Origin of the sequence: Chitinophaga terrae (ex Kim and Jung 2007) (assembly GCF_900107795.1) — a bacterium.
In the GTDB taxonomy this organism is placed as follows: Bacteria; Bacteroidota; Bacteroidia; order Chitinophagales; family Chitinophagaceae; genus Chitinophaga; species Chitinophaga terrae.
Map to the genome: position 1 here is coordinate 65,559 of NZ_FNRL01000022.1, position 25,334 is coordinate 90,892.

The following is a 25,334-nucleotide window of genomic DNA, read 5'->3' on the forward strand; positions in this document are numbered from 1 at the left end:
GGAACTGCGCCAACAGTTCCGGTTTTCTTTTTTAAATAGTTAGGAACTTACCAACATCGTTGAGGATGCAAAACGGTCATGATAAGTACTGATGTATTCATGCGATCTAGTTTTTTTAACGGTCGAAAAGTTGGGCAAGCCAAAGTTTGCACTTCTATGAGAGTACAATAATACAATAATTTTCTAAAAGTCTATAATTTCAGTAGACTAATATGAAAAATATTCTCCCAACCTTCTGTGCACGATGTTTGTTGAAGGACATGAGATTGCTCATTATCAAAAAAGTATAACATGACCACCGCTTTATCTCCGAATGTTACCGCATTGGACCAACTATGTATCAATACGATCAGATTTTTGTCTGTAGACGCAGTTGAAAAAGCTAACAGCGGGCACCCGGGTATGCCCTTAGGCGCTGCGCCGATGGCTTATGTGTTATGGACAAAGTTTTTAAGGCATGCGCCCGAAGATCCGCAATGGTTTAACCGCGACAGGTTTGTACTATCGGCCGGCCACGGATCAATGTTATTATATAGTTTACTGCATTTGACGGGCTACGACCTGACAATAGACGATATCAAACAGTTCCGCCAGTGGGGAAGCAAAACGCCGGGGCATCCGGAAAGAGGCCATACTCCCGGCGTGGAAGTAACCACAGGGCCTTTGGGACAAGGTTTCGCCAATGGCGTTGGGCTGGCCATCGCGGAAGCTTACCTGGCGGCGAAATATAACCGCCCCGGAGACCCCGTGATCGATCATTACACCTACGGCATTGTGAGCGACGGCGACCTGATGGAAGGCGTGGCAGCAGAAGCCGCATCCCTGGCGGGCCACCTGGGCCTGGGCAAGCTCATTTACTTATATGATGATAATAAGATCACGCTGGCATCTTCTACCAACGTAACGTTTACAGAAGATCATGCCATGCGTTTTGAATCTTACGGCTGGCATGTACAAAAAGTGGAAGACGGGAACGACCTGGCTGCAATCGAGCTGGCGATCCGCAGCGCGCAGGAGGAAACAGGCCGTCCATCTATCATCATGGTACGTACGCATATCGGCTATGGTTCTCCGAAACAGGACAGTACAGGCGCCCATGGATCTCCTTTAGGCGCTGATGCGGTGAAGGCTACAAAAGAAAAACTGGGTTGGCCGTTAACCCCTGATTTCCTGGTGCCGGAAGAAGCGTTGAGGCATTTCCGTGAGGCAGTAGAAACAGGCAAACAATTGACCAGGAAATGGGAAGAAAGAATGGTGATATACGCCCAGAAATATCCTGAACTGGCGCATGAGTTGCGTTCGCTCATCCACGACGAGCTGCCCAGGAATTGGGATAAAGACATCCAGCCATTTAAAGCCGATAGCAAAGGCATGGCCACCCGCGCGGCCGGCGGGGAAGTGATGCAGCAATTCTTCCATCACCTGCCGGGTTTCATCGGCGGATCGGCAGACCTGAATACTTCCACGAACACTGAATTAAAAGACGCAGGGAACTTTGAATGCATCAAATCTGAAGTGGGCGACATCCAGGGCATTGCCAAGGGCGTATGGGGCTTTGAAGGCCGCAACCTGCATTACGGGGTAAGAGAACATGCCATGGGCGCTATCTCAAATGGCCTGGCTGCACATGGAGGCATTATTCCTTTTACTGCTACCTTCCTGAACTTTGCAGACTATATGCGGCCGCCCATCAGGTTAGCCGCCTTATCTCATCTTAAAGTGGTATTTATCTTTACCCATGACAGTATTGCATTGGGAGAAGATGGCCCTACCCACCAACCAGTAGAAATACTCGCATCTTTAAGAGCTATTCCCAACCTCGTGGTAATACGGCCGGCAGATGCCAATGAAACGGCCGAAGCGTGGAAAGCGGCAATAGAATTACGGGACCAACCTGTTTCGCTGATCTTTACCCGTCAACATGTTCCAACGCTTGACAGAAGCAAATACGCCAGCGCCGAAGGTTTAAGATATGGTGCATACACGCTGATAGACGCGCCGGACGGCAAGCCGCAACTGATACTCATTGCAACAGGGTCGGAAGTAGACCTGGCGGTAAAAGCACAGGAACAGTTAACAGCATTCAACATCCCTACCCGCGTGGTATCTATGCCCAGCTGGGAGCTTTTTGAAGCGCAAACACAGGAATATAAAGACACGGTATTGCCGCCTGATGTAAAAGCCCGGATCTCTGTTGAAGCGGGTATTGCACAGGGATGGGAACGTTATACAGGAGAAAAGGGAGTGAATATTTCCATAGAACATTTTGGTGCATCAGCGCCAGGGCCGGTGTTGTTGAGAGAGTTCGGCTTTACGCCCGAAAACATCGTGGAGAAAGCAGTTGCACTGGTGAAGTTATGATCAGGCGATATGATGCGCCAGCAATCCCTTCAGCAACTCAGGTAAACTAACAGAGCCGGCGGCGATCACTTCGTCGCCGGCTCCATAATAAATATAGAGCGTGTCTCCTTGTACCACGGTACCCGTAGGGAAACAAACATTATCCACATCTCCCCTGATCTCCCAGACCTTCTGTGGTACGATCAGCGGGTAAGGCAGGCGGGCCAGTTCTTTCCTGGGATCATTCAAATCCAGCAATGCCGCGCATCCTGAATAAATATAACCGTGTGAAGTTTCATAGACGCCGTGGTAGATCAGCAACCAACCATGGGGAGTTTCAACCGGCGGACATCCTCCTCCAACATAACTTTTCTCGTGGGGAAATTTAGGTTTCAGCAAGATATGGTCGTGGAAGCTGCGGTAGTAATCATGCCAGAAATCCTGCGTCAGATCAGCTATTTCATTTACCGCTACTACCTGTATATCGGGTTTGATACGATGCAGAAAATATATTTTGCCGTTGATCCGGCGGGGAAAAAATATCAGGTCTTTATCCCAGAGCCGGGGATTCATCATGTTGAACAGGGTATAAGATTCCTCCAGTCTTCCCCTGGTTTCTGCCAGTTGTTTAAACATGGCAAAATCCATTTGCGCTACAATCAGTCCTTTTTTCGTATAGTTGACACCGTCTGTCGATACCGCTAAAGCGCCACAGGCATTTGCGCCATCAAACGCTGTATAGGTAAGATGATAAAGCCCGTCTAACATTACTACCCTGGGGTCTTCTATCCCCTTACTCTCGTAATCATATTCCGGCGCCAGCAAAGGTTTGTCGAGGCGTGTGGCAACCTTGGTAGGCCCGGAAAGATCACAGTAACCGATGGTGGAGAAATTACCTTTTTTTACCGCCCTGTAATAAAGCAGGATCTTATCTCCATGCTGTATGGTAGCCGGGTTTAACACTCCTTCGTTCTCAAAATCCAACCTGGTAGGCCCCAATAAAATTCCATGTTTTTTAATCCTGATCATAAGCAGATATCGATATTAAAAGTTACGAATTTTATTCGATGCCTGCTTGCAAGTTCAGTTTAAAATAACATTAAAACCTGTTTACAGGGCAATCCCCGACAGGTTGAACTTACTGACTAACCCAAATGTGATGGTCTTGCCAATATGGTCGTAATTCTCCTTGTTCAGATCACTGGTCTGCAGGTAGATGCCTCCCTGGAAAGCGCCTGAATTCCCGTTGATAAAATATCCTCCCAATCCTGCCGTTGCCCTGAAACTATCCAGGTAAGCGGAGACCCCGGGGAAATTCAGCCTGATGTATGGGCTGATCCCCAGGTACATACTCTTTGCCTGCTCCAGGGGCAGCAGGAACAAGTAATCAGCGTTTACGTAGGCGCCCCACTTACGGATAAACGCTGCGCCGCTGTAAGCGGTTATTTCTGTTTTAGTTTGAAGAACGGAATTGCCTATACTGTCCTGGCTGACCAGGGAATAGGCCGATTGGGCCAGGGCGCCGAAATTGCTGAAATACTGCGCGCCTGCGGTAATGCCCAGGTAAGAACAGGCGTTAAGCCGCCAGGAGGTACCGATCTCAAAATAGGGTTCTACAGATGAGACATCTGTAAAGCGTGTATCCATCTGTTTTATGGCCTCTCCATTGTCGTATTTGAAGCCCCTGGCCGATACGCCGGCCCTGAAATAGTAAGTTAACCGGCCGGTTCTCACAACCCTTTTGCTGTAATCATTTATCTCTGTTCTCAGCTTGTCCAGCTTGTCGGTCAGTGCGATAAACCGCTCCAATTCTGCCGTTTCCCGGAGATCTTCTACCAGCGCGTGAATCGACTTTACCGCCTGCAGGTCGCAACGGTCAAAGGATGCTTTTTCCCTTATCTCTTTCTCCAGCTTCTCCAGTTTTTCGATCAATTTTGTTTTACTGTCCATCGCCGCCTTTACAAGGGTAAGGACACTATCGCTGCTTCCACAGTCCTGCACTTGCCAATGTTTGTTTATTAGTCCAGGAAAGATCTTTTCATCCAGCAATCTTCCTTTTTCATTTCTTTCTTCATTACATTTCACTCTTTCTTCCAGCAACCATTCATAATTATCATTGTCTCTTACTTTCCTCAACCTCGTATAACCGCCTGCTAAAACAGAGAGATTGCCTTCAGGAGTGAACTTTCCATCGCTGAACAGGTTAGCCCATCCACCGGCGCTCCTGCCCTGTAATTGCCCGCCAATGATCAAGCCGCGGGCAGACTTGTTATCCTTCTTCTGAGGTATGGATTTAAAATAGTTGATGTTAGCCAGCGCCTGGGAAAAGTCCAGTGAAACGGTACTTCCGCTTTCGATGATAGTGCTTTTACCTGAAGCGTCCTGGTTTAATAACTGGGCATTGGAAAGGTTGGCATACAGGCATAGGCATGCTGCTATAGAAAAATATAGCTTCATTTCAGTATCATTTACAGGATGGAGTAAACTTTGGCATGCCAGGCATATCCGCTTTCCGGCAAGGTATCGGTGATCGGGCTGGTTGACAGATCATGCAGCTTATCGGTAGCTTTACGCGGCAGGATTTCAACCTGCACGGTGATGGACCAGTTGGTAGATTTGATACCTTCGAGTTCCACTGCCACCTCAATTTCGTTGTTGTCTATATAGACATTTTTCACGACCCCTTTATAGGAATCCACACTTTGCATGTCATTTACCAGGTTGGCAGGTTTTGCATTAAAGGCAATCTGGATGGGAGGATCGATCAGGCGATCTTTGGTAAAGTTATAGTAAACATTGACTACAGGCATAAGTACAATGATATTTAATAGCAGTCAGACCAGGGATGAATAAAAATAATGAATATGTTTTGCCTGCAAAAGTCTGTAACTAAATGTAAATAACCATAAGAAAATCCAGGTATTTACGGGGAATCCTAAACGAAATTGCCCGGGCAACGATCATTTGCCGATAATTATCCAGGCCGGCGCATGATCGCTGGTCTTTTCCCAGCCCCTTACTTCCTTATCAACACCGGCTTTTTTTAACCGGCTGGCGATCTGCGGGCTTAAAAGAAAATGATCGAGCCGTAAACCGGCGTCCCTGGCAAAAGCATTCCGGAAATAATCCCAGAAGGTATAGATCTTTTCATGAGGATGCAATTTGCGGATGGCGTCTGTCCATCCTTGCTTCAGCAGTTGCTGGAAAGCGTCCCGCACCTCCTGCCTGAAAAGCGCATTGTCGATCCAGCGTTCCGGCTTATATACATCCAGCTCCGTTGGCATTACGTTATAGTCGCCCACCAGCATAACAGGGAGTTCCAGCTCCATTAGTTTGGCGGCCCTGGCGATAAAACGTTTGAACCATTTCAGCTTGTAATCGAACTTCGGGCCGGGATATGGGTTACCGTTAGGAAGGTACAGGCATACGACCACCATTTTGTTGATTATAGCCTCAATATAACGGCTATGGGTATCTTCAGGCTCGCCCGGCAACTCCCTGCTTACTTCCTGGATAGGCGTTTTTGAAAGAATAGCTACGCCATTCCAGCTCTTCTGTCCATGCCAGATGGCGTTGTACCCCGCGGCGGTAATGGCGGCCAGCGGGAATTTTTCGTTGGGGCATTTCAGTTCCTGGAGGCATACGATATCGGGCTTCGCCTGTTCCAGCCAGCGAAGCAAAACAGGCAGCCGCCCATTGATCCCGTTGATATTATAGGTAGCTATTTTCATGATCTGAATTTACGATTATCTCATTGCTTCCAGCTTCTTCAGCACTTTCTGCATATCTATCCCTTTTCCCAATACCGGCTTAAATATATCTCCTTCACTCTCCATCCGGGCAATAGCATTCTTTATGGTAAAATCAGTCATCTTCAATCCTTTCTTCACTTCATCCCAATGCAGGGGCATTGAAACAGTAGCGCCTGGTTTGGGCCTCACGGCGTAAGGCGCTGCAATGGTAGCGTGCGGGCGGTTCTGAAGGAAGTCGAGATACATTTTGCCTTTCCTGTCGCGAACCGTTCGTTCCAGCGACGTATACCCGGGAATCTCGCGGTGCACAAGCGTTACAATGATCCTGGCGAACTCCTTGCTTTGTTCGTAAGTGTACTTTGCACCCAGGGGGATGTAAACATGCAAACCGGTGGAGCCGCTGGTTTTAGGATAAGACGGAACTCCTATATCTTCCAGTATCTGGTGTGTGATCTGCGCCGCTTCTATCACCTGTTCGAATGTATTTTTATCCGGGTCAAAATCTATCATGCACCAGCTGGGATGATCCGGCTTTTTAGTGGTGCTGCTCCAGGGGTTCATTTCTATACAGCCCTGGTTAGCCATGAACAGCAATGTTGCTTCGTTGTTTCCTAACAAATATTCCTTGTCTTCCCCGTCTGTATCGCTATGGTACCCGTAAGTATCCATCCAGTCAGGCACCTTTCCGCTCACATTCTTATAATAAAAACTTTTGCCTTCGATCCCGTTAGGAAAGCGGTTCATAGCCTGCGGACGGTCTTTCAGGTAAGGCAATATAAAGGGCGCTGCCTGGTAGTAATAGTTGATCAGGTCCCGTTTCGTTATCTTTTCTTTTTGCCAGAAAACCTTACTCAGGTTGGTAAATTTAAGTTCATGGCCTCCTACTTTTCGGACCTGTGTTTCATCTTTCGGGTTAAGCAGGGTTTTCCGGCTACCCTTGCTTACAGGCTTGATGTATGGGTTGCCGGCCTTTTCGCCGGCTACTATGGTATTAACGTCTGTTTCTTTTTCCAACACAACTTCCGATGCCTTTTTATCTTCTCTTAATCCTTCGAAAGAGGGATGGCGCATTACGCCATCGGATGTCATCTCTGCGAAACTGACCTCGCAGACAAGTTCCGGTTTAAGCCAGGTAGCAGTGGCCATAGGCGGATTCGGCCGGAACCGGCTGGGTTTATTGATGTCCGGCACTTCAGAAAAAGCAGGTTTCTTTATAACAAGCGGCTTAAACAGTTCCAGCATTTCCTTTTGTTTTTTCAGGTTGAAACCTGTTCCGATCTTGCCCGTATAAACAAACTTTCCTTTGTCGAACACACCTACCAGCAAAGAGCTAAAGGGTTTGGTAGTGCCTTCGTTGGTAGTATACCCTCCTATCACTACTTCCTGCCGTTTATTGACTTTAATTTTCAACCAGTCGCGTGTCCGTTCTCCAGGCAGATATTGGCTGTTCTTGCGTTTGGCTATAATCCCTTCCAGTCCCATTTTCCGGGCGGCTTCAAGAAATTCGATACCTGAAGTTTCAAAATCATCGCTGATCTTGATGAGGCCATCGGGAGGCGCTATTTCGTTAAGGATCGCTTTTCGCTCGCTCAGCTCCAGCCCTTTCAGGTCATAACCTTTGTACCATAAGATATCGAAGAGGTAGTAGAGCAATATACCATCATCTTCGCTCCGCCAGTTTTGCAGGGCTTCGAAATCAGACTGGCCATTGGAGCCCACCACTACTATTTCGCCATCCACAACAGCATCTATCCCCCAGTCTTTCAATGCCTGGTATACCGGGTAGAATTTTTCGTTGAAGGATTTGTCGTTGCGGGATTTGAGCTCTACTGTCTTTTTATTCATGAAAGCAATTGCCCTGTATCCATCCCATTTTACCTCGTACAACCATCCTTCCTCGTCAAAGGCACTGTCTACCAATGTGGCAAGCGCCGGGGCTACCCGGGTATAAAACGGTTGCTTTCCGGCCTTTTTCAACAGGGCGTTTAATTGTTTGCTGGCCGATTTGATACTGGTACTCCGCCGCTTGATTTCGTTAGCCACCTTCTTTTCGGCAGCCGGCTCAACCACTGTTTTATTTTTTCTGCCGGTTGCTTTCTTCGAGTGGCTTTGGCCATAGATATTGTTAGATGTTTTCGCTACCTGTTCGATGGTTTTCTTTGATATAACCGACTTATCTTTCAACGTAATGTCCTCTTTCTTTGCGTAGCGATCCTGTAATTTCATCAATAACCAACTGTTTTCGCCCCTGGCCGGCGCCTTTACCAGGGCGAACTCCCCTTTCAGTTTTTTGCCGTGTAAAGTGAATTTAATCTTTCCTGAGTAGAGCTGATGCAACAGGTGCTTTTCCTGTTTCTTTATGTCTCCGGCCACTGGTTCCGCGGGTTCGTAAGTACCTTCATCCCAGACAATCACTGTTCCGCCGCCATACTGACCATTGGGGATAATTCCCTCGAAATTGCGGTAGTCGTAAGGGTGATCTTCGACCATCATTGCCAGGCGTTTAACATCCGGATCGACAGACGGGCCTTTTGGAACTGCCCAGCTCTTTAATACACCGCCCATCTCTAAACGAAAATCATAATGCAGATGTGAGGTGGCGTGCTTTTGCACCACGAAACGAAGTTCTGTCCCTGTTCCTTTGCCTGAAAAAGGTTCCGGGGTTTTGTTCCGTGATCTTTTCTCTTTGTATCTGGCTAAACTCATAGCGGGGTAAGTTTGAGGTTACTGTTGGTAATACCAGCAGGGCGACAATAAACATACCGGCTTTTTACGCGCTATACACGGGAGATGGACATCCCGCTACCTGTATGCAACATTTAGTCGATCCCGTATGCTTGTTTTTCCCGGGCCAACCGGTTTACCGAACCTTTTAAAAAGCTATCGTTTAAAAATTATGTATATATGATAACAGCAGACCTGTGGAGAAAAAAGTACCTTTTACATCATGCGAGATACCCAGCAATTGGTCGGAATCTTTAGGATTTTCGAAATTAACCGGCTGTGTATAGTTGGTTGTACGGCCATAACTTAGCAGCAGCCCGGCGCGGAGGTTAAACTTTTTTCTTCTGAAATTCCCGCCCAGTTGCGCATGGTAGACATCCCAGTTAATCACATAAGGCAACCGTCCATTATATTCTTCAGGAATGGAAGCGGCATAACTGAAATCTGTGCGGAAAGAGCCATAAGCGGTGAAATTGGGATCTATATAATGGCTGAGGCCTAAAGCAAAGTTAATTACGCTCTTGTGTTCATTCCGGAACTGCAGGTAACCGCGCGCTGAGAGATCAGGATTGCCGGTATCAGGCCGTATAAAAGACTCCTTCCTTGGAGTAATGATCTCGTAACTGTTCACTTTATGGAAATACTCCGCTGCTATATACACTTGTCCCTTGTTGTAGTCTATTGCGTATGCTCCCGCTATGCTGAATGGAAACTTATATGTTACCGGGAGGTTCTTTTGCCGGTCGTTTGCCATGATATTTAAAACAACGCTGTTACCGGCGCCTAACTGCAGGTTGGATATAGCCAGATCGCTTTGTACCGTGGCAACCCCTTTGATTGATACCAGCGGAGAAGACAACAGCAACCCGAAATGGTGAGGGCCGGCATCGTAAGACAGGCCTGCTTTGAAACGGATGCCTATATGCGTATAAGAGGCCTCATAGGAGGAAGTAACGCTTGTAAACGGAGTTAATGCAATAGAATCAGTATTGATAAGCGCTCTTGACTTATAATCTTCTGAAAAGTCCTGGGAACGTATGTGTCCTTCGACCGACAAACCCACAGCCAACCGCTCACTTAATTTCATAGCTGCACTTGCTGCGGCAATCGTCTGATTAACGCTGTTGTACGCAGCGTATTGTCCAACGTAATATTCAGCGCCCGGGCTGTACGAATCGTCCAGTACATTCATCTGTTTATCCTGTCGTTGATTCACCTTGTAGCTGAGGCTCGGGTTGTGGATCAGCGCATAACCGATAGAAATGTTTTTTTTAAAGGCAACAGTGCCGGACACCATCTGGGGAACAATACGGAGCTTATTGCTTCTCAATGGTTTTTCACTGGCTATACCATCCGGTATATTGACATGTTCCCATTCATAAATATTCGCAGAGATGGAAACACCGGTCTTCGGCTTAATGGCCAGCAGAGCGGGATTATAAAAGAACAACCCACTGTCGCGGTTATTGGCGATCACTGCTCCGGGGAATAAAAATCCGCCAGGCGAGAACCCTGATTCCCAGTAATGAGAGTCCTGTCCGTTTGCGTCATTCAGTATAAAAAATATGGATGTGAAAATGGCAAGTAGTTTTCCTTTCATCTTTAATATTTGGTCAGCATTTTTGGTTTTCTTATCCAGCTATATACATATCGATGTTCAGGATATTGGGTTATTACAATTGAAAATAGCAAAAAGTTCGCTGCATATCATGCACCTTTTATGTTCGCCGACAAATACTTATTATATTTGTACCGATTGATAAGCATGTAAACCCTGCAATTGTTCACCTTATCGTATTGCCTTATGTTCGAGTGGACCTTTTTCCTGATAATCTTCTCTCTTACAAATTTAATATCTTTCTCTAAACCGGTAAACCTTTTGGCTTCCGCTTTATTCCTTCAAACAATTGAGATACCATATGCGATATCCTGACAGACCTTTATCCCGCAGTATTCTGGAAACTGTTCTTGTATTACTGCTACTACTTGTATTACTGCTGGCATTATATGATGTGCTGAAGATTTTCTTTGGGGTGTTCACCTTTGCCCTGATCTTTTATGTGTCTATGCAGCAACCTTATGAACGGTTGGTACGCCTGCTTAAACAAAAGCGAAAACTGGCCTCGGTGGTCTATTCTGTTATACTTATCCTGATAGTAGCGTTACCGTTCGTTTATGCCATTGCGGCCCTCGGACGACATCTGAAAGATGTATTCTACCTGGTGGATAACATCAAGGCACACGGTCTGCCGGATCTGCCGGATACAGTTACAAACCAACCCTATATCGGGAGTCCTCTTTTAAGCTTCTGGCAACACTTGCAGGAAAACCCGAGGGAGGCGCTGATCGGCTATGAGCACCAGATGAAAACTGTTCTGCATCATATCCTTACTGGCGGGGCGGGCATTATAGGAGCTGCTGTACAGGTGATACTTGGCGTTATCATATCAGCGCTCCTGCTGGCGGGCGGCAATAAAGTGCTGCAACCGTTAAGGTCCACATTGCGGCACTTATTAGGGAAAAAAGATGGTTTGAGCCTGATGTATGCGTCTGCGCACGCCATCAGGGGAGTTTCCATTGGCGTTATGGGCACAGCATTCATTGCCGCCGTTATCTCGTGGATAGGTTTTGCCATTGCAGGCTTGCATTTTAAAGTATTACTGGCTGCCGTGGTATTCTTCCTGGTCTTGATACAAATAGGTCCTTTGATCCTATGGGCGCCGTTAGTGATCTGGGCGGCCGTGCAGGGCAACATAGGTACTGCCATATTCCTGGGCATTTACGGTGTAGCTGTACTGGTAATTGACGCTGTACTAAAACCAATACTGATAGCAAAGAGCGGCGGCAAGTTGCCGTTCCTGGTCTTGTTTTTAGGAGTAATCGGCGGAATGGCGGCGTGGGGATTTACCGGCATGTTTAAGGGCGCGATCATTATGGCAGTGTTTTATACTGTATTCACCTCATGGCTGGAAAAAAAGCAAAGCGTTTATTCCCAATGAAAAGAAGATTCAGGCGATTTATCATATTTTTTTCAGGAGGTCTGCTGACCGTCGGAATACTGTTATACTACCTGACAGTAGTCCGGTTCAAGGATAGCCTCCGGTTTGTGATCCTTAAGGAAACACAAGGGAAGTATGCATTTGAAGCAGGGCGGGCGGAATTGTCCCTCTGGCACAAAAGCATCGTCCTAAAGGAATCGGCTATACGCTGCGTAGATACTACCGGGTTAGACGCCCGTTATGATATACAAATCCCTGAAATGTACTTTTCCCTGGCTACCTGGAATGACCTCATCTTAAACAGGAAAATCGTGGTAGACAGCCTATCCCTCGTGAGACCATCGTTTAAACTATATATTCACAAAAACAGGATAAGAAAGACAAACAGCGGTTTTCATACATCAAACATCCTCACTGTCCTGAATAAGACGCTGATACATTTTAATGCCCACTCCTTTACATTGAAGGATGCCTCTTTCACATATAAACTGCTGAATAATGCGCCGCTGGAAATAAAAGATATTGACCTGTCCATCAACAATTTCACAAAAGTGAACAATGAGGACAGCCATCTGCTGGGATCCGACAAGGTGGTGTTTTCACTGGGAAGGCAGCACTGGATATTGCCTGATGGAAAGAAAGAGATCAGTTTCGGGAAATTGCAATTTAACAGCCAGGGACAGCGTTTCGAGATCGATTCGTTTAAGTACGTGCAACCGGCTGCTGAGGGAAAAAGCGCGGTGACGGTATATGCGGATAAATTCCTGTTCAACTCCCAACATTTGCCTGCCGTTTATCAAAAGGAACAATTGCTGATAGATACCCTGGTCTGTGTCAACCCGGTGCTTACTATTTCTTCCGGTTCCACAGGTGGCGGGAAAAGTATAAGCATAAACGCAAACACCCCCCTCTTCCGCCTGATCAATGTAAAATACATTGATGTGGTGAACGCAGATCTGCAGATGCAAGGCAAAAAGATGGCCAGCAGTAATACCAACCTACGCATCTATAACCTGAATATTGATCCCGCGAAAGATCCCCAACTACGTACCGACAGTATCCGTTTGAACCTGCAAAAGATGGCTTTTATTTCAAAAGATAGCCTGTGGCAATTAGGTATAGAAGAATTCCGGCTGGAAAAAAATGGTGCATTGTTCAAAAATGTGACTTATGGCCCCACGCCTTACAACCACCAGGAAAAAGGCGTGATGTTCTCTGCACCGGCGCTTGCGTTGAAGAACCTGGACATAGAAGCACTGATGAGGAAACGGTTACAGGCTACAGATGCCGAGTTATACCGCCCCGTGATAACCCTGTATGATAAAAGGCGGCGCCAGTTGGATACCGTACATACAGGGAAAATGAACCTTTTCTATCAAACGCTGCATGGTATCAGCCAACTGATACATGTTGAAAATTTCAGGATCAGCAACGGAGAGGTACATTTCCGGAAGAAAGGACCAAAATCTTTAGAATTGAACGTGGATAAGCTCAATGCTCATATACTTTTACATAAATTATTCCTGAGCGATTCGCTTGTGGATATTAAGCACGCTATTCCTGATCTGCGCATCGGCAAACTGGATCTTGGCCCCAAAGGCGCCAGGATAAAAATACGCAATTACCGGTTTGACGGAACAAACCGCAGGAACTGGGGGAAAGAGCTGCAGATAGTACTCCCCAACGGCACAGTGCTGGAAGGCAGGGATATTTACTGGGAAGTGTTCGATTGGGACATTTATCAGAAAACAAAAGATATACAGGTCAATTACCTGAAACTGGGCAACCTGCTGGTCCACTTGAAACGTGGCAACCACGAACCCCGCAGCCAAGCATCTCACAAACCCCTTCCCGTTATTCGCATATTCAGACTGGAGCTGGATCAACTGGAGCTGGAAAGCGACAACCTGCAATTAAAAGGGCGGTATTTTCTGGCTAATAACATCAGCACTGGTAAACATACTTTTATTTGGGACAGGCTGGATGCCGATCTTTATGATATCCGGGTTAAGAACAAAGTATTGAACGCTGATGTAAGGGAAGTACGCTTCAGCAATTACCGGGAAAGCATTATCAGGGATGCTGACCTGGCTTTATCCGGCAAGGGAGAGCAAACAAGGGCTCATTTTCCGCTACTCAGGGTCAACGTTCCTTTACATTCCACTGATCTTTCCCAATTATCTATTCCATCGCTAAGCGCTGCAGATGCAAATCTGGAGCTATATAAAACATCAGGCACAGATACGCTTTCGGCATCGGCAAAGCTGATGTTTGAAGCGAAAGACCTGCATCCATTAAAAGACAAGAGTACGCTGCTCACGTACAAGTCGGTAGACCTGGGCCTGCGAAATGCCCGGGTAAAGAAAAATGATATAGCAATGGAACTTCCTTTTGCGGGGTTAGAGCTGAATGAAGGCCGCCTGCAGAAGGATAACCTGAACAAGATATCTCTTGCATCGGCCGTGGATCTTACCTGGAAAGACGCTTCTTTAAATTTCAGAAAGGACAGCAGCTCACTGGCAGTAAACAGTTTCACAGGCGGTTTGCATATCCCTTCTTTTCTTTCTTCAACATTAGCATTAAAGGGAAGCTGGAAACAGTTACTCGACAAAGTAAGCGTCACAAACGGGCGTGCAGTCTATCAAAACAGGAAGATCGATGTTAGTGTGGAGAACACGAACTGGGACCCCGCAACGAAGACATTGCGGCTGGGATCAGTTAAATTCAACCCCGCACGGAACCGGGAAGAAACTTTCAGCACATCCAAATGGCAAAGTGATTACATTAGTTTTAGAGGAGCGGCAATCACTATAGCCGGCATAAATCCCGGGAGTGGTCCGGGTGATTCGTTACTCCATATCCGTAAGCTAACCCTGGACAGTGTTATGTTGGATGTGTCGAGGGACAAGCGCCTGCCTTTTCAGCATGGCATTGAGAAACCAATGCCCACCAGGTTGATCCGCAACCTGCCTGTTCCCTTGTTGGCAGACACGATTGCATTGACCAACAGCAGTGTTGCTTATCATGAGATCACTGCCAAATCCGGTCAATGGTCTACCATCCCTTTGCATGCCATTAACGGCTCCGTGTTGCATATAAACAGCCGGGAAAGCGGGCCGGACTCGCTGCGTGTAACTGCTGCCGGGCGGCTGTTTAATGGGCAGATACAGGAGTTGGCTTATGCCGAATCATACAGTGACAGCCTTTCTTCCTTTACCGCAGGCCTTCGTCTTTTGCCTCTTGACCTGGCCGCGCTTGGGCGTATGGCTATGCCGAATGGCGCCATTCGAATCACCAGCGGCGCTACCGACACCATATACAGCAGGTGGTTTGGAAACAAATACGCCGCTTATGGAAGCATGCATTTCTTTTACCGGAACCTGCGTATAAAGATCAGCAGCAAAAAGCACCCCGACAGGGTTGGAATTTTATCCGCAATCGAAACCTGGCTGGCCAATCTTATTTTACCGGGAAACAAGCAAAAGCCTTCGCTCATTTATTTTGAAAGAGATAGGGAGAGATTTGTATTCAATTACTGGATCAAGACGCAGACAAGAGGCATACTGTCTACTATTGGCATTAAGAGCAACAGGGCATACCGGAAGCAATACCGGCGCAAACAGGAACAGTACTCGTTGCCGAAAGAGGGTGCATTTAACAGCCTGCCATAAGAAATTCTTAGGTTATAGCTTTTAAACCTGTAAACTTCAAAATAAGACTTGAAGCAAAAAGTAAAAAGGTTGATTCATTTACTGAACCAACCTTTTTACAAGTTTTTAATATTTTGTGACCCTGTCAGGATTCAAACCTGAAACCTTTTGATCCGTAGTCAAATGCTCTATTCAGTTGAGCTACAAGGCCATTTCCGTGTCAACGGGATGCAAATGTAGGATTAGTTTTTTAATTCACAAATTTTTTTAAAAAATTATTTAGTTGATTGATTGACTGCGTTTAATAATGCCTGTGTTTGCCAAACCCTCGCAAATAAATTGAGCCGGATAACAAAACACTTTGAGCTATGCAACAAAATGATTCTGCTGCAGCTGGCGGAAATTTGTGGAAAGCAAAAGAGATATGAAAACGATCAATCACATTTACATCAACGGAGCATTTGTAACTCCGCATGGCACAGAAAAATTCGGGCTCTATAATCCCACAACGAACGAAAAGATAGGAGAAATTGCATTGGGAGATGAAACAGATACCCGCCAGGCTATTGAAGCTGCGAAGGAGGCTTTTAAGAGCTTCTCCAAAACTACCAAAGCTGAACGTATTGCATACCTGCACCAGCTGAACAAAGCGGTAGCAAAAAGAAGACAGGAGCTGATCGACACCATGGTGCTTGAATATGGCGGCACCCTTCAGTTCTGCACTGCCAGCGTGAACATGGCAATCAACAGTTTCCTTGAAATGGTAAAAACACTGGAAAAATTCGATTTTGAGCAACAGGTCGGCCAATCGCTTGTTCGTATGGAGCCCGTGGGTGTGGCAGGTATCATCACTCCATGGAATGCCAGCAACAGTTTTATCTGCAATAAACTGGCTACGGCTATCGCTGCCGGATGTACCGCTGTGATCAAGCCAAGTGAAATGAGCGGACTTCAAACCCAGCTGCTCACAGAAGCGCTGCATGAAGCAGGATTGCCCCAGGGCGTGTTCAACATTGTTAATGGCCTGGGAAGCGTGGTCGGAAATGAGATCACCCGTAACCCCGGCATAGCAAAGATCTCCTTCACCGGGTCTACCATCACCGGTAAAACAATTGCCAGGGGCGCGGTAGATACCATGAAACGGGTGACCCTGGAACTGGGCGGCAAGTCTCCCAACCTGATCCTCGACGACGCCAACCTCGAAGAAGTAATACCTGCCGCAGTATTCGGCGCATATATGAACAGCGGCCAGGCATGTATCGCTCCTACCCGCCTGCTGGTGCCCGAAAGCAGGCTGGATGAAGTGAACCGGATTGCGAAAGCGGCGGCAGGAAAAGTTAAAGTAGGCAACCCACAGGCAGCCGATACAAATGTTGGCCCTCTTGTTAGCGCAAAACAATACGACAGGGTACAAAGCTATATACAGCTCGGCGAAGCAGAAGGGGCTACTCTGCTGGCAGGTGGTTTAGGAAAGCCTGATGGACTGGAAAATGGTAACTTCGTAAAAGCGACTATCTTTACCAATGTGCGCAATGATATGCGTATTGCGCAGGAAGAAATTTTCGGCCCGGTATTATCCATCATCCCGTATAAAGATGAGGAAGAGGCGATCGCCATTGCCAACGATACCAGTTACGGCCTGGCAGCTTATATCAGCAGTCGTGATACTGAGAGGGCCGGAAGAATTGCAGCAAGAATTGACGCAGGAAGGGTTTGTATCAATGGCTTCTCTCACGACCCGCAGGCTCCTTTCGGAGGCTTTAACCAATCAGGGATCGGCAGGGAGTATGGCGTATTCGGACTGGAGGCTTACCTCGAACCTAAAACAATCCTTCAATAGATCAACAACAGGACTATAGGCCCGGTAAAGGCATATAGTCCTTTTAAAAAACTATTATGGCCGATTCAACAACAGGTATGTCAAAGATTCTTTACCGCTGCTACGAAACACGGAGCCGGGAGGGCGAACAGTTTATACAGGATCACGCGTTCAGTTTCCAAATTGCCGGCACTTCTACCCTTTTCGACGGGAAGAAATCGTACGTGGCCAAAGAGGGGGATTTCAGGTTGATAAGAAGGAACCGGCTAGCGAAATTCAACAAGCAGCCGCCTGAAAACGGGGAGTTCAAGTCTATATCCGTATTGCTGGATCAACAGACCCTGCATGCTCTCAGCAGCGAGCTGAACCTGCATGCAGAAAAGAGTTTCAGCTCCAATGATGTCACTATCCCCTTAAAGAGCCATCCGCTTTATACCAGCTTTATCGATTCCCTGTGGGTTTACCTGCAATTACCGGAAGAAGAACAGGCAAGGCTGATGGAAAGTAAAGTGAGGGAAATTGTACAGTTGTTGTTGCTGCTTAACCCTGAAACGAGAGATATCCTTTTTGATTTTAGTCAACCTGGTAAAATAGACCTGGAAGCGTTTATGGAGAAGAACTTCCATTTTAACGTATCGCTGGACCGCTTTGCTTACCTCACCGGCAGAAGCCTGGCCACCTTCAAACGGGACTTCCAGAAAATATTCAATACCTCGCCCAGGCACTGGCTGCAGCAACGGCGTTTAAGGGAAGCGCACCTGTTATTGAAAGAGCGGCGTATACCCGTTTCCGATGTATACATTGAAGTCGGATTTGAAAACCTTTCGCATTTTTCCTTTGCGTTTAAAAAAGAGTATGGGTACGCGCCTACGGAGTTGCTTAAAACAGCATAACGGCAACCGCCTGTTTGTTTTATTGGGATAAACCACGTATCTTTGCGGCGCAATAAATAAAAAATCTATTGCAGACATTATGAAAACTAATCTCATTCACTTCCAGGGCGGTTATGCAACCACAGTTATCAGAGCGGTAATTGCAAGTACCCGCATCGTCTTAATTTCAGACGGGGAGGCAGATGTATATCGGATATGAGGTTATTCAATTAACTCCTGAAATTCTTTCAAGGGCCTCTTCATCCGAAGGGGCCTTTTTATTTGCTTCCCCTACCCCGGCAAATAGTAAACGAATATTTAAATCATTATGAAAATGCAACAACAGGTTATTAAAACTTTGATCATTTCAATTACTCGGCAAGTCCGGTGATGCAGGAATACCGTTGCTTTTCGCAAAGGCCTCCCATCACCCGATGAGAGGTCTTTTTTAATCCCAACATTATTGTATATGAAACGCTTGACAGACTTCAGAAATATAGGAATCATGGCCCATGTAGATGCAGGTAAGACCACGCTTACAGAACGCATGCTTTACTTCACCGGTTTTACGCATAAAATGGGAAATGTAGATGATGGCAATACCATTATGGATAGTGATCCGCAGGAAGAGAAACGGGGAATAACCATCTCTTCTGCCGCTATTACCACGCAATGGAAATACCGTGACAAGATATGGACGATCAATATCATTGATACGCCGGGACACGTTGATTTCACCGCTGAAGTAGAACGATCGCTGCGGGTACTCGATGGAGCTGTTGCAGTATTCGACGCGCGTTCGGGCGTACAGCCGCAATCGGAAACCGTTTGGCGCCAGGCTGATAAATACAAGGTTCCGCGTATCGCGTTTGTCAATAAGCTGGACAGACAAGGAGCGGATTTTCTTAAAGTAGTGGCCGACATACGTCAACGGCTCAACGCTCCTGCGTTGCCTGTACAGTTGCCAATCGGAGCAGAAAATGATTTCGAAGGCGTCATAGATCTTATCGGCATGCAGGCGCTCACCTGGAAAACGGAAGATGGCAGCAACTTTGAAACGACTCCGATACCGGCGCACCTGGAAGAAGCGGCAATCAACGCCCGCCAAGAGCTACTGGAAACATTGGCGCTCCTGGATGAAGCGTTCTTCAACAGTTATGCAAATGATCCGGGCAGCATCACTGCGGGTGATATTCAGCGCGTCTTGCGCCAGGGAGTGATCGACCTGCAGATTGTGCCGGTACTTGCCGGCGCTGCGTATAAGAACAAGGGCATACAGCCTTTGCTGGATGCGGTAGCAGCTTACCTTCCGTCGCCCGCTGATATCGGTACCATTCAAGGTACGGAGCCTGGAACCGGCGACCCTGTCAGCTTAACAGCGGATGAAACAGCCCCGGCGGCGGCCCTGGCTTTCAAAGTGATAACAGACGACTATGTAGGAAAACTGACGCTTGTCAGGGTATACACAGGCACGCTCAGGAATGGCGACACCTTATTGAACAGCCGTACCGGTAAACAGGTAAGGATACCCCGTTTGATGCGTATCTACTCCGATAAATCCGAAAACGTTGAGTTGATAGCAGCTGGCGACATTGGCGCTATTGCGGGTTTGAAAGATGTAAAGACAGGCGATACATTAAGCGCTCCGGGCCGGCCAGTGCAACTGGAACAGATCGATTTCCCCGAACCGATGATAGGCATTGCGATAGAAGCCAGGTCGGCAAAAGACAACGACCGGTTGAGCGAAGCGCTGGCAAGGTTAACGGAAGAAGACCCTACCTTACATATAGCGGTTGACGAGAGTACAGGGCAAACCATCCTGAAAGGAATGGGTGAATTGCACCTGGAAGTGAAACTGGAGAAACTGGCCACCCAATATCATCTTGAGATCAACAAGGGGGCGCCGCAGATTGCGTACCAGGAAACCTTTAAGGGCGCCGTAACGCACAGGGAGCTTTACAGGAAACAAAATGGCGGCTCGGGCAGTTTTGCCGACATTACGTTTGAGTTATCGGCAGGCGAGAAACCAGGACTCGAATTCGTCAATGAGATCAAAGGCGGCGTTATCCCGAAAGAATTCATCCCTTCGGTAGCCAAAGGTTTCGAAAGCGCCATGCAAACCGGCGTCCTGGCCGGCTATCCTGTAAACAGCATGAAAGTAAGGTTGCTGGATGGCAAGATCCATAACAACGACTCTCATGCGCAGGACTTTGAACTAGCCGCCATACTGGGCTTTAAGAACGTGGCGGCAAAAGCGTCGCCACAGTTGCTGGAACCCTGGATGAAAGTGGATGTAACCTTACCAGAGGAATATACCGGCGCCGTGACCGGCGATCTTAACAAGAGAAGAGGGTTGATCCAGCATATGGAAGCCGACGGCAATACTCAACAGGTTTCCGCTTTGGTTCCGTTATCGGAGCTCTTCGGGTATATCACGGTGCTGCGTACACTGACTTCCGGCAGGGCCAGCGCCAGTATGACCTTTGAGGGATACCGGGAAGTACCTTCCGGGATTGCGGGGCAGGTGATCAATAGTTAAAAAAAGAAAGGAGGCTTTATCGGCCTCCTTTTCTGATTACATCAGGGATGCAGATTTAAGCTTTACTACAACCTGCGTTACCAGTTCATGCACCACCCGGTCGTAGGCATCCGGCATACTGCTGCTGACCCAGCATACCAGTCTTACCAGCGCTTTGTTGTTTACCCCGTCGATACCGGTAAACAAAACAGTTTTGGGTTTATCCGGCTGCACATCTTTCATCCCTTTTACGATATCCGTTATGATCCTTTCTGCATCAGCCAGCTGAACATTCATGGGGATCGCAAACGTGAGAACGATGCGGCGCATGGGGGTAAGGGAGTGATTGATGATGGGTTTCTGGAATACGTCTTTGTTGGGAATGATTACGTGCAAACCATCATCTGTTACCATGGTAGTGGAGCGGAGCTCTATTTCGCTGACAGTTCCCGTAAACCCGTTCGTTTCTATCACATGCCCTACTTCAAAAGGCTTTTTGAAAGTGATAAAGATGCCGGAGATAAAATTCGCGGTAAGGTCCTGGAAAGCAAAGCCCAGGGCTAAACCGATGATCCCCGCGCCTGCCAGCAGGGAGGTTACCGCTTTATCGAGCCGCAGCACATTGAGGGCTATAAACACCCCTATGAGCAGGAAGATGAGGTACACGATGCTGGCTACAAGGTTGGAAATGGCCGGGGCTTCCGATAACCTGTTTGAAAAGCTGTAGGTGATCTTCCTGATAAACCGTGCGATAAACAGGAAAAAAATAAATACCAGGATAGCCACTACCAGGTTAGGCAGCATTTTCACGGCGGTATCCAGCCATCCGTGAAGTTTGTTGTAGATCATTTCCAGGTAACCGACCGGTTGATTCGACTCCATATGATTATTTAATGGTTTACTATAGAATAATTTTCACAATGCAAGCAAGGAAAGCAACAACCTGCTGACTTAATTTTTTTTGGATTTACCGGATGTTTTGCCGGCATTTTTTTCCTTCCCTGCAAAGTATTCGCGCGCTCTTTTCAGGCCTGTTGCGATAGCGATGCCTTCCTCCACTCCTTCTTCCAGCAATGCGTTTGCAATTTCAACAGCCTTATTCCGCAGCCTGACAGGCTGATTTTTATAAGATGGCGGATAATCTCCATTATACCAGGGCATATAATTGAATTTCGGGGATTACAAAATCTGCCGGCCCCGTCCCGGATGAGCTGAAACCACTGCCGGGGGAAGCCAGCTTGGGATAGTTTTCCAATAACCAAACCAAAGTGAAACACGGATAGCGGTCTCAAAGTTTGTTTTGATGAAAAATTTTTATGGAGAAGATTATTGAGAAGATGATACAAAAAAAGGATTACTCTTTTAGAAAGTAATCCTTTTGTGACCCTGTCAGGATTCAAACCTGAAACCTTTTGATCCGTAGTCAAATGCTCTATTCAGTTGAGCTACAAGGCCGTTTCCCATTTGGGATTGCAAATGTAGGATATGTTTTCACTTAATCAAAAAAAATTTCCTCTTTTTTTAAAATACTACCGCTGAAGGCTATACGTAATTCAACCCGGCTTCTGCCTGTAAGGGTCCTGCAACATCATATTTTTTCAAGGTTTGTCTCATCGTCCGGCTGTTTGCCGGTCAATTCCTTTACCTGCCAGTATTCCAGGGCATCGGAGCGAAAAGAATAAGTGAGCAGGTCGTACATATCCAGTTCTATGAGGTCGGGGTCTGTCCATTCTTCTGCCAGCCTGGGAGTGAACATCAGGGGCATCCGGCCCGCGAGTTCGCCGGTATTGTTGATCTGCCGGATAATATCGTTGGCTTCAACGGTAATGATGCCAAAGGTACCTCTTAGTTCCCCGGTTTCCATATCGGCAAAGGGGGCGTAGGTATACAGGCCTGCCATGAAAATGATATCCGTTTCTTTGCTTCTGAAATAATAGGGTATTTCACCTTGCTGGCGGTCCGGCGCATGAAACTCGAAAAAGCCGGTAACCGGGATCAGGCAACGGTTAGCAGAGATCCTGGACCAGTAACTTTTTACATCCAGCAGCTCTTCAGCTTTTATAAAGGCGTGAAGCCGCCGGCTTTCCGGTTCATCCCCGGGGTCTTCCAGGTAGCCAGGGAGGGCCGACCATTCCATCAATGCTATTTTATCCACGCCGCCTTCATGGTAGATGACGGGCCATTGGGGAAAAGAATCAGGTATTTGCTTATAAACTTTTTCGAAACCAATTCCACTGCCGGGCGCCTCATTTAATTCCGGTAAGGTATTCAGCAAACTTTTCCAATCTGCAGCAAAAGCAATTGCATAACACATGTATTAACAGTTTTTCTTCGCTTAAAAAAAATACGACTCAATTTTTTGAGCCAGGCGGGACAAAAATTCATTGGGGATATGATCGTGAGATGCTGATACCTTGCCTTCCTCATCTTTCGAAAACGATACATCATGATCACCGATCCTGGCCTTGTAAACAAGGATACCATCCTTCAGATAAGGCGTGATGGTATATTCCTGCTCATCTATTATGATATGAAACGGGTCCATAAAGCTTTCCGTTTATTTTGTAAATTGAATAACGGCGGATGATTACATTATGAAAAAACATTCTTTATATTTAAATAACAGTCATTACGCTCAAATATTTTTTTCAACTTTTTCCCTGTTTTTGCAACATTCTGTCGACTGACCGGTCTATTTACTTCAATGAGTCAAACTGCCGCACATAACTTATCTGATCAGCTACTTGTAGAACAAGTACTAAAAGGAAATCAACAAGCGTTTGTCCTGGTAATCAGGCAAACGGAAGGTCTTGTTGCCCAGATAGTTTTAAAAATGGTGCGTATAACAGCAGACCGGCCTGACATTGTCCAGGATATTTATCTGAAAGCCTACAAAAATCTGCCCAGTTTCCGTTTCAATTCCAAACTTTCGACCTGGATAGGGAAGATCGCCTACAATACCTGTCTGCATTACCTGGAAAAGAGGAAACTGGTTTTCCTGCCGGCCACCAGTGAAGAAAAGGAGCCAGAAGAGATTTTCGATAACCTTTCGTATAACCGGCAGGCATATAATGTAAATGAGGGAGAAAAGCGGTTGTCGTCCCGGGACCTGGGCGCAGCGTTAGGCGCCGCCATCAACAACTTGTCGCCTCCTATTTACCAGACGCTCATTACGCTGTATCACCAGGAGGAAATGAGTTATGCGGAGATTGCGGAGATCACCTCTCTCCCCGAAGGCACAGTAAAGAATTACCTCTTCAGGGCCCGGAAGGCACTTAAAGAAAATCTGTTGTCGGACTATCAAAAAGAAGAATTATGAAAAATCACCTTTCAGATAATGTTTTGCAGGCATTGGCGCTGGATCAGCAACAGGTGAATGAGGAAATGATTACCCACCTGGAACAATGTGACCGGTGCAGGGAAGCTTTGGCGAATTATCAACTGCTGTTCACTGCATTGAAAACAGTGGAGAAACCCAGCCTGGAAATAGATATCGAAGCATTGGTTATGCCGCAACTGCCCAAACCTGCGCCGGTACGGCAGCCGGTTGGCTGGGGCAATATATGGCTCGCTATTTTGGGAGTTGCCATTTTTTCTGTGCCCCTGTTTATTACTGGCCGCTTTATCCGCAACCTGTTTAAAGAGGTGCCCGTAATGATGCTCAGTATTATTCTCGTAGGCACATTGATCATAGTGGGCTTCCTGCTCCGTGAAATAATAAACAGTTATAAGGAAAGAAAACAGCTATTAAATTTTTATCAATAAGTGCAACATTATTTCTTGCCATCGGTCTAATAGTCTATACTCAAAAGATATTTTTTATGAAACGTACTATCAGCATACTCACATTTTCGCTCCTCTCCTGTGCCGCAAAAGCACAGTCGAACACCTACCTGATGGGAGATAAAGAGATCTCATCAGAATTCATGAGAAGTATAATTATCATCACCATTCTTTTTATTTTTTCTTCTTTCATCCTGTCATTAATCCGGTTGATACTCGACAGCAGGTTAAAAAAACAAATGATAGAGAAAGGCGTTCCGCCGGAAGTGATCATCAACATGCTGCCAAGGAAAAATGAGCTGGGCACTACCATCAAGTGGTTCTGTCTTCTCACCGCGATTTCCGTTGGACTGCTGATCATCACCCTCTCCCTTCCGCTAGGCATTCATTCTGTTGTGATCATGGGTTTCTCTGTAGCCGGTGGTTTACTGGCTTATTACTTCTGGGCAAAGAAAACTGTTTAGCCATGAAAAAGATTTATATACTGGCAGCAGTCTGTTTTAGCGCGGTTGTACTAACAGCCTGGCAATTCCTGGAAAAACATATTATTACCCGGGGCATCAGGTACTCGGTTACCGATAACCGCACTACGCTTCGCATCAACGTGCAGTATGACAACGACAAAGCGGCCGCCCTTGAAAGATATATAGACAGCTGCTTTCAGCCCGTCAAAGTATTCGACGGCCAGCACGAAGTTGAAAAAGACATTGTAATTGCGCCTGCCGCTTCTTTTCATATCAACGCCTCAGAAGGCGCCTTTCACCTGACCGCCCGGAAAAAAGAGAACTCCCCTGCCAGCCTTGCACACATCAAGGAAGTATGCGGCGGCCTTAAAACTATCATCCTGGCTCAGTAGAGCAACTCAAAACTTTACAAT

The 25,334-nt window shown here is 46.7% G+C and carries 20 protein-coding genes and 2 tRNA genes; 10 read left to right on the forward strand and 12 right to left on the reverse strand.

What is annotated here, in order from left to right:
- Nucleotides 1–291: 291 nt before the first annotated feature.
- Nucleotides 292–2,361 carry a transketolase gene (gene tkt / locus BLV62_RS20460; protein WP_089763791.1) on the forward strand — a complete coding sequence of 690 codons (2,070 nt, stop codon included), beginning with the start codon at nt 292–294 and terminating at the stop codon, nt 2,359–2,361.
- On the opposite strand, the gene BLV62_RS20465 is transcribed toward tkt, so the two are convergent.
- The 6 genes from BLV62_RS20465 to BLV62_RS20490 all read right to left on the reverse strand — a co-directional run bounded on the left by BLV62_RS20465 (nt 2,362) and on the right by BLV62_RS20490 (nt 10,416).
- Nucleotides 2,362–3,369: a glycoside hydrolase family 130 protein gene (locus BLV62_RS20465; protein WP_089763793.1), complete on the reverse strand. Its 1,008-nt coding sequence runs from the start codon at nt 3,367–3,369 to the stop codon at nt 2,362–2,364.
- An 81-nt stretch (nt 3,370–3,450) separates the two neighbouring features.
- Nucleotides 3,451–4,797, reverse strand: a complete 1,347-nt coding sequence (locus BLV62_RS20470) for a DUF4200 domain-containing protein (RefSeq protein ID WP_089763795.1) — start codon at nt 4,795–4,797, stop codon at nt 3,451–3,453.
- An 11-nt stretch (nt 4,798–4,808) separates the two neighbouring features.
- Nucleotides 4,809–5,150, reverse strand: coding sequence for a hypothetical protein (locus BLV62_RS20475; RefSeq protein WP_089763797.1), 342 nt, complete (start codon nt 5,148–5,150; stop codon nt 4,809–4,811).
- 150 nt (nt 5,151–5,300) lie between these two features.
- The gene (xth, locus tag BLV62_RS20480; protein WP_089763799.1) at nt 5,301–6,071 is read right to left on the reverse strand and encodes an exodeoxyribonuclease III; all 771 of its coding nucleotides are present in this window, start codon (nt 6,069–6,071) and stop codon (nt 5,301–5,303) included.
- A 15-nt stretch (nt 6,072–6,086) separates the two neighbouring features.
- Nucleotides 6,087–8,798, reverse strand: coding sequence for a DNA ligase D (gene ligD / locus BLV62_RS20485; protein ID WP_089763800.1), 2,712 nt, complete (start codon nt 8,796–8,798; stop codon nt 6,087–6,089).
- A gap of 181 nt (nt 8,799–8,979) precedes the next feature.
- A complete protein-coding gene (locus BLV62_RS20490) occupies nt 8,980–10,416 on the reverse strand; it encodes a hypothetical protein (RefSeq protein WP_089763802.1) in 1,437 nt (478 codons plus the stop codon).
- Between the two features lie 319 nt (nt 10,417–10,735).
- On the opposite strand from BLV62_RS20490, the gene BLV62_RS20495 reads away from it, so the two are divergent.
- Together BLV62_RS20495 and BLV62_RS20500 are read left to right on the forward strand one after the other, a co-directional pair.
- Nucleotides 10,736–11,815, forward strand: coding sequence for an AI-2E family transporter (locus tag BLV62_RS20495; RefSeq protein ID WP_089763805.1), 1,080 nt, complete (start codon nt 10,736–10,738; stop codon nt 11,813–11,815).
- Nucleotides 11,812–15,486, forward strand: a complete 3,675-nt coding sequence (locus BLV62_RS20500; protein WP_139170320.1) for a hypothetical protein — start codon at nt 11,812–11,814, stop codon at nt 15,484–15,486. Before BLV62_RS20495 ends, BLV62_RS20500 begins: the two co-directional genes overlap by 4 nt.
- Before the next feature lie 116 nt (nt 15,487–15,602).
- Here BLV62_RS20500 and BLV62_RS20505 read toward each other — a convergent pair.
- Nucleotides 15,603–15,676: transfer RNA gene (locus BLV62_RS20505), tRNA-Arg, on the reverse strand.
- Between the two features lie 213 nt (nt 15,677–15,889).
- Here BLV62_RS20505 and BLV62_RS20510 point away from each other — a divergent pair.
- The 3 genes from BLV62_RS20510 (at nt 15,890) to fusA (ending at nt 20,695) form a co-directional block, all read left to right on the forward strand.
- Nucleotides 15,890–17,305, forward strand: coding sequence for an aldehyde dehydrogenase family protein (locus tag BLV62_RS20510; RefSeq protein ID WP_089763809.1), 1,416 nt, complete (start codon nt 15,890–15,892; stop codon nt 17,303–17,305).
- A 77-nt stretch (nt 17,306–17,382) separates the two neighbouring features.
- Complete coding sequence (locus BLV62_RS20515) at nt 17,383–18,177, forward strand: helix-turn-helix domain-containing protein (protein WP_225889642.1); 795 nt, start codon at nt 17,383–17,385, stop codon at nt 18,175–18,177.
- A 448-nt stretch (nt 18,178–18,625) separates the two neighbouring features.
- Entirely contained in the window at nt 18,626–20,695 is a 2,070-nt protein-coding gene (gene fusA / locus BLV62_RS20520; RefSeq protein WP_089763813.1) for an elongation factor G, read from the forward strand.
- A 36-nt stretch (nt 20,696–20,731) separates the two neighbouring features.
- Here fusA and BLV62_RS20525 read toward each other — a convergent pair whose 3' ends face one another.
- The 5 genes from BLV62_RS20525 to BLV62_RS20545 form a co-directional block, all read right to left on the reverse strand.
- On the reverse strand, nt 20,732–21,556 hold the full coding sequence (locus BLV62_RS20525; protein ID WP_089763815.1) for a mechanosensitive ion channel family protein: 825 nt from the start codon (nt 21,554–21,556) through the stop codon (nt 20,732–20,734).
- Nucleotides 21,557–21,625: 69 nt separating this feature from the next.
- Nucleotides 21,626–21,835, reverse strand: a complete 210-nt coding sequence (locus tag BLV62_RS20530) for a DUF2188 domain-containing protein (protein WP_089763817.1) — start codon at nt 21,833–21,835, stop codon at nt 21,626–21,628.
- Between the two features lie 220 nt (nt 21,836–22,055).
- Nucleotides 22,056–22,129 (reverse strand) — tRNA-Arg (locus BLV62_RS20535).
- Between the two features lie 133 nt (nt 22,130–22,262).
- Nucleotides 22,263–22,988, reverse strand: coding sequence for an SOS response-associated peptidase (locus BLV62_RS20540; protein WP_089763819.1), 726 nt, complete (start codon nt 22,986–22,988; stop codon nt 22,263–22,265).
- A 21-nt stretch (nt 22,989–23,009) separates the two neighbouring features.
- Nucleotides 23,010–23,219: a hypothetical protein gene (locus BLV62_RS20545; RefSeq protein WP_089763821.1), complete on the reverse strand. Its 210-nt coding sequence runs from the start codon at nt 23,217–23,219 to the stop codon at nt 23,010–23,012.
- A 159-nt stretch (nt 23,220–23,378) separates the two neighbouring features.
- On the opposite strand from BLV62_RS20545, the gene BLV62_RS20550 reads away from it, so the two are divergent.
- The 4 genes from BLV62_RS20550 to BLV62_RS20565 are packed head-to-tail and all read left to right on the forward strand — an operon-like array spanning nt 23,379 to nt 25,313.
- Nucleotides 23,379–23,993 (forward strand): RNA polymerase sigma factor, encoded by a 615-nt coding sequence (locus BLV62_RS20550; RefSeq protein ID WP_089763823.1) that lies wholly within the window; start codon nt 23,379–23,381, stop codon nt 23,991–23,993.
- Nucleotides 23,990–24,439 carry an anti-sigma factor gene (locus BLV62_RS20555; RefSeq protein ID WP_089763824.1) on the forward strand — a complete coding sequence of 150 codons (450 nt, stop codon included), beginning with the start codon at nt 23,990–23,992 and terminating at the stop codon, nt 24,437–24,439. The genes BLV62_RS20550 and BLV62_RS20555 overlap by 4 nt, the downstream gene beginning before the upstream one ends.
- 56 nt (nt 24,440–24,495) lie before the next feature.
- Nucleotides 24,496–24,921, forward strand: coding sequence for a hypothetical protein (locus tag BLV62_RS20560; RefSeq protein WP_089763826.1), 426 nt, complete (start codon nt 24,496–24,498; stop codon nt 24,919–24,921).
- A 2-nt stretch (nt 24,922–24,923) separates the two neighbouring features.
- A complete protein-coding gene (locus BLV62_RS20565; RefSeq protein ID WP_089763828.1) occupies nt 24,924–25,313 on the forward strand; it encodes a hypothetical protein in 390 nt (129 codons plus the stop codon).
- Nucleotides 25,314–25,334: the final 21 nt, after the last annotated feature.

What these genes read in the sequence shown, in the direction of transcription:
- BLV62_RS20475 (WP_089763797.1), bottom strand. Translation starts at nt 5,150, where the DNA reads ATGCCTGTAGTCAATGTTTACTATAACTTTACCAAAGATCGCCTGATC.
- BLV62_RS20545 (WP_089763821.1), bottom strand. Translation starts at nt 23,219, where the DNA reads ATGGACCCGTTTCATATCATAATAGATGAGCAGGAATATACCATCACG.
- BLV62_RS20525 (WP_089763815.1), bottom strand. Translation starts at nt 21,556, where the DNA reads ATGGAGTCGAATCAACCGGTCGGTTACCTGGAAATGATCTACAACAAA.
- BLV62_RS20470 (WP_089763795.1), bottom strand. Translation starts at nt 4,797, where the DNA reads ATGAAGCTATATTTTTCTATAGCAGCATGCCTATGCCTGTATGCCAAC.
- BLV62_RS20560 (WP_089763826.1), top strand. Translation starts at nt 24,496, where the DNA reads ATGAAACGTACTATCAGCATACTCACATTTTCGCTCCTCTCCTGTGCC.
- BLV62_RS20465 (WP_089763793.1), bottom strand. Translation starts at nt 3,369, where the DNA reads ATGATCAGGATTAAAAAACATGGAATTTTATTGGGGCCTACCAGGTTG.
- xth (WP_089763799.1), bottom strand. Translation starts at nt 6,071, where the DNA reads ATGAAAATAGCTACCTATAATATCAACGGGATCAATGGGCGGCTGCCT.
- BLV62_RS20495 (WP_089763805.1), top strand. Translation starts at nt 10,736, where the DNA reads ATGCGATATCCTGACAGACCTTTATCCCGCAGTATTCTGGAAACTGTT.
- BLV62_RS20540 (WP_089763819.1), bottom strand. Translation starts at nt 22,988, where the DNA reads ATGTGTTATGCAATTGCTTTTGCTGCAGATTGGAAAAGTTTGCTGAAT.
- BLV62_RS20555 (WP_089763824.1), top strand. Translation starts at nt 23,990, where the DNA reads ATGAAAAATCACCTTTCAGATAATGTTTTGCAGGCATTGGCGCTGGAT.
- BLV62_RS20565 (WP_089763828.1), top strand. Translation starts at nt 24,924, where the DNA reads ATGAAAAAGATTTATATACTGGCAGCAGTCTGTTTTAGCGCGGTTGTA.
- tkt (WP_089763791.1), top strand. Translation starts at nt 292, where the DNA reads ATGACCACCGCTTTATCTCCGAATGTTACCGCATTGGACCAACTATGT.
- BLV62_RS20500 (WP_139170320.1), top strand. Translation starts at nt 11,812, where the DNA reads ATGAAAAGAAGATTCAGGCGATTTATCATATTTTTTTCAGGAGGTCTG.
- BLV62_RS20550 (WP_089763823.1), top strand. Translation starts at nt 23,379, where the DNA reads ATGAGTCAAACTGCCGCACATAACTTATCTGATCAGCTACTTGTAGAA.
- ligD (WP_089763800.1), bottom strand. Translation starts at nt 8,798, where the DNA reads ATGAGTTTAGCCAGATACAAAGAGAAAAGATCACGGAACAAAACCCCG.
- BLV62_RS20515 (WP_225889642.1), top strand. Translation starts at nt 17,383, where the DNA reads ATGTCAAAGATTCTTTACCGCTGCTACGAAACACGGAGCCGGGAGGGC.
- fusA (WP_089763813.1), top strand. Translation starts at nt 18,626, where the DNA reads ATGAAACGCTTGACAGACTTCAGAAATATAGGAATCATGGCCCATGTA.
- BLV62_RS20490 (WP_089763802.1), bottom strand. Translation starts at nt 10,416, where the DNA reads ATGAAAGGAAAACTACTTGCCATTTTCACATCCATATTTTTTATACTG.
- BLV62_RS20530 (WP_089763817.1), bottom strand. Translation starts at nt 21,835, where the DNA reads ATGCCCTGGTATAATGGAGATTATCCGCCATCTTATAAAAATCAGCCT.
- BLV62_RS20510 (WP_089763809.1), top strand. Translation starts at nt 15,890, where the DNA reads ATGAAAACGATCAATCACATTTACATCAACGGAGCATTTGTAACTCCG.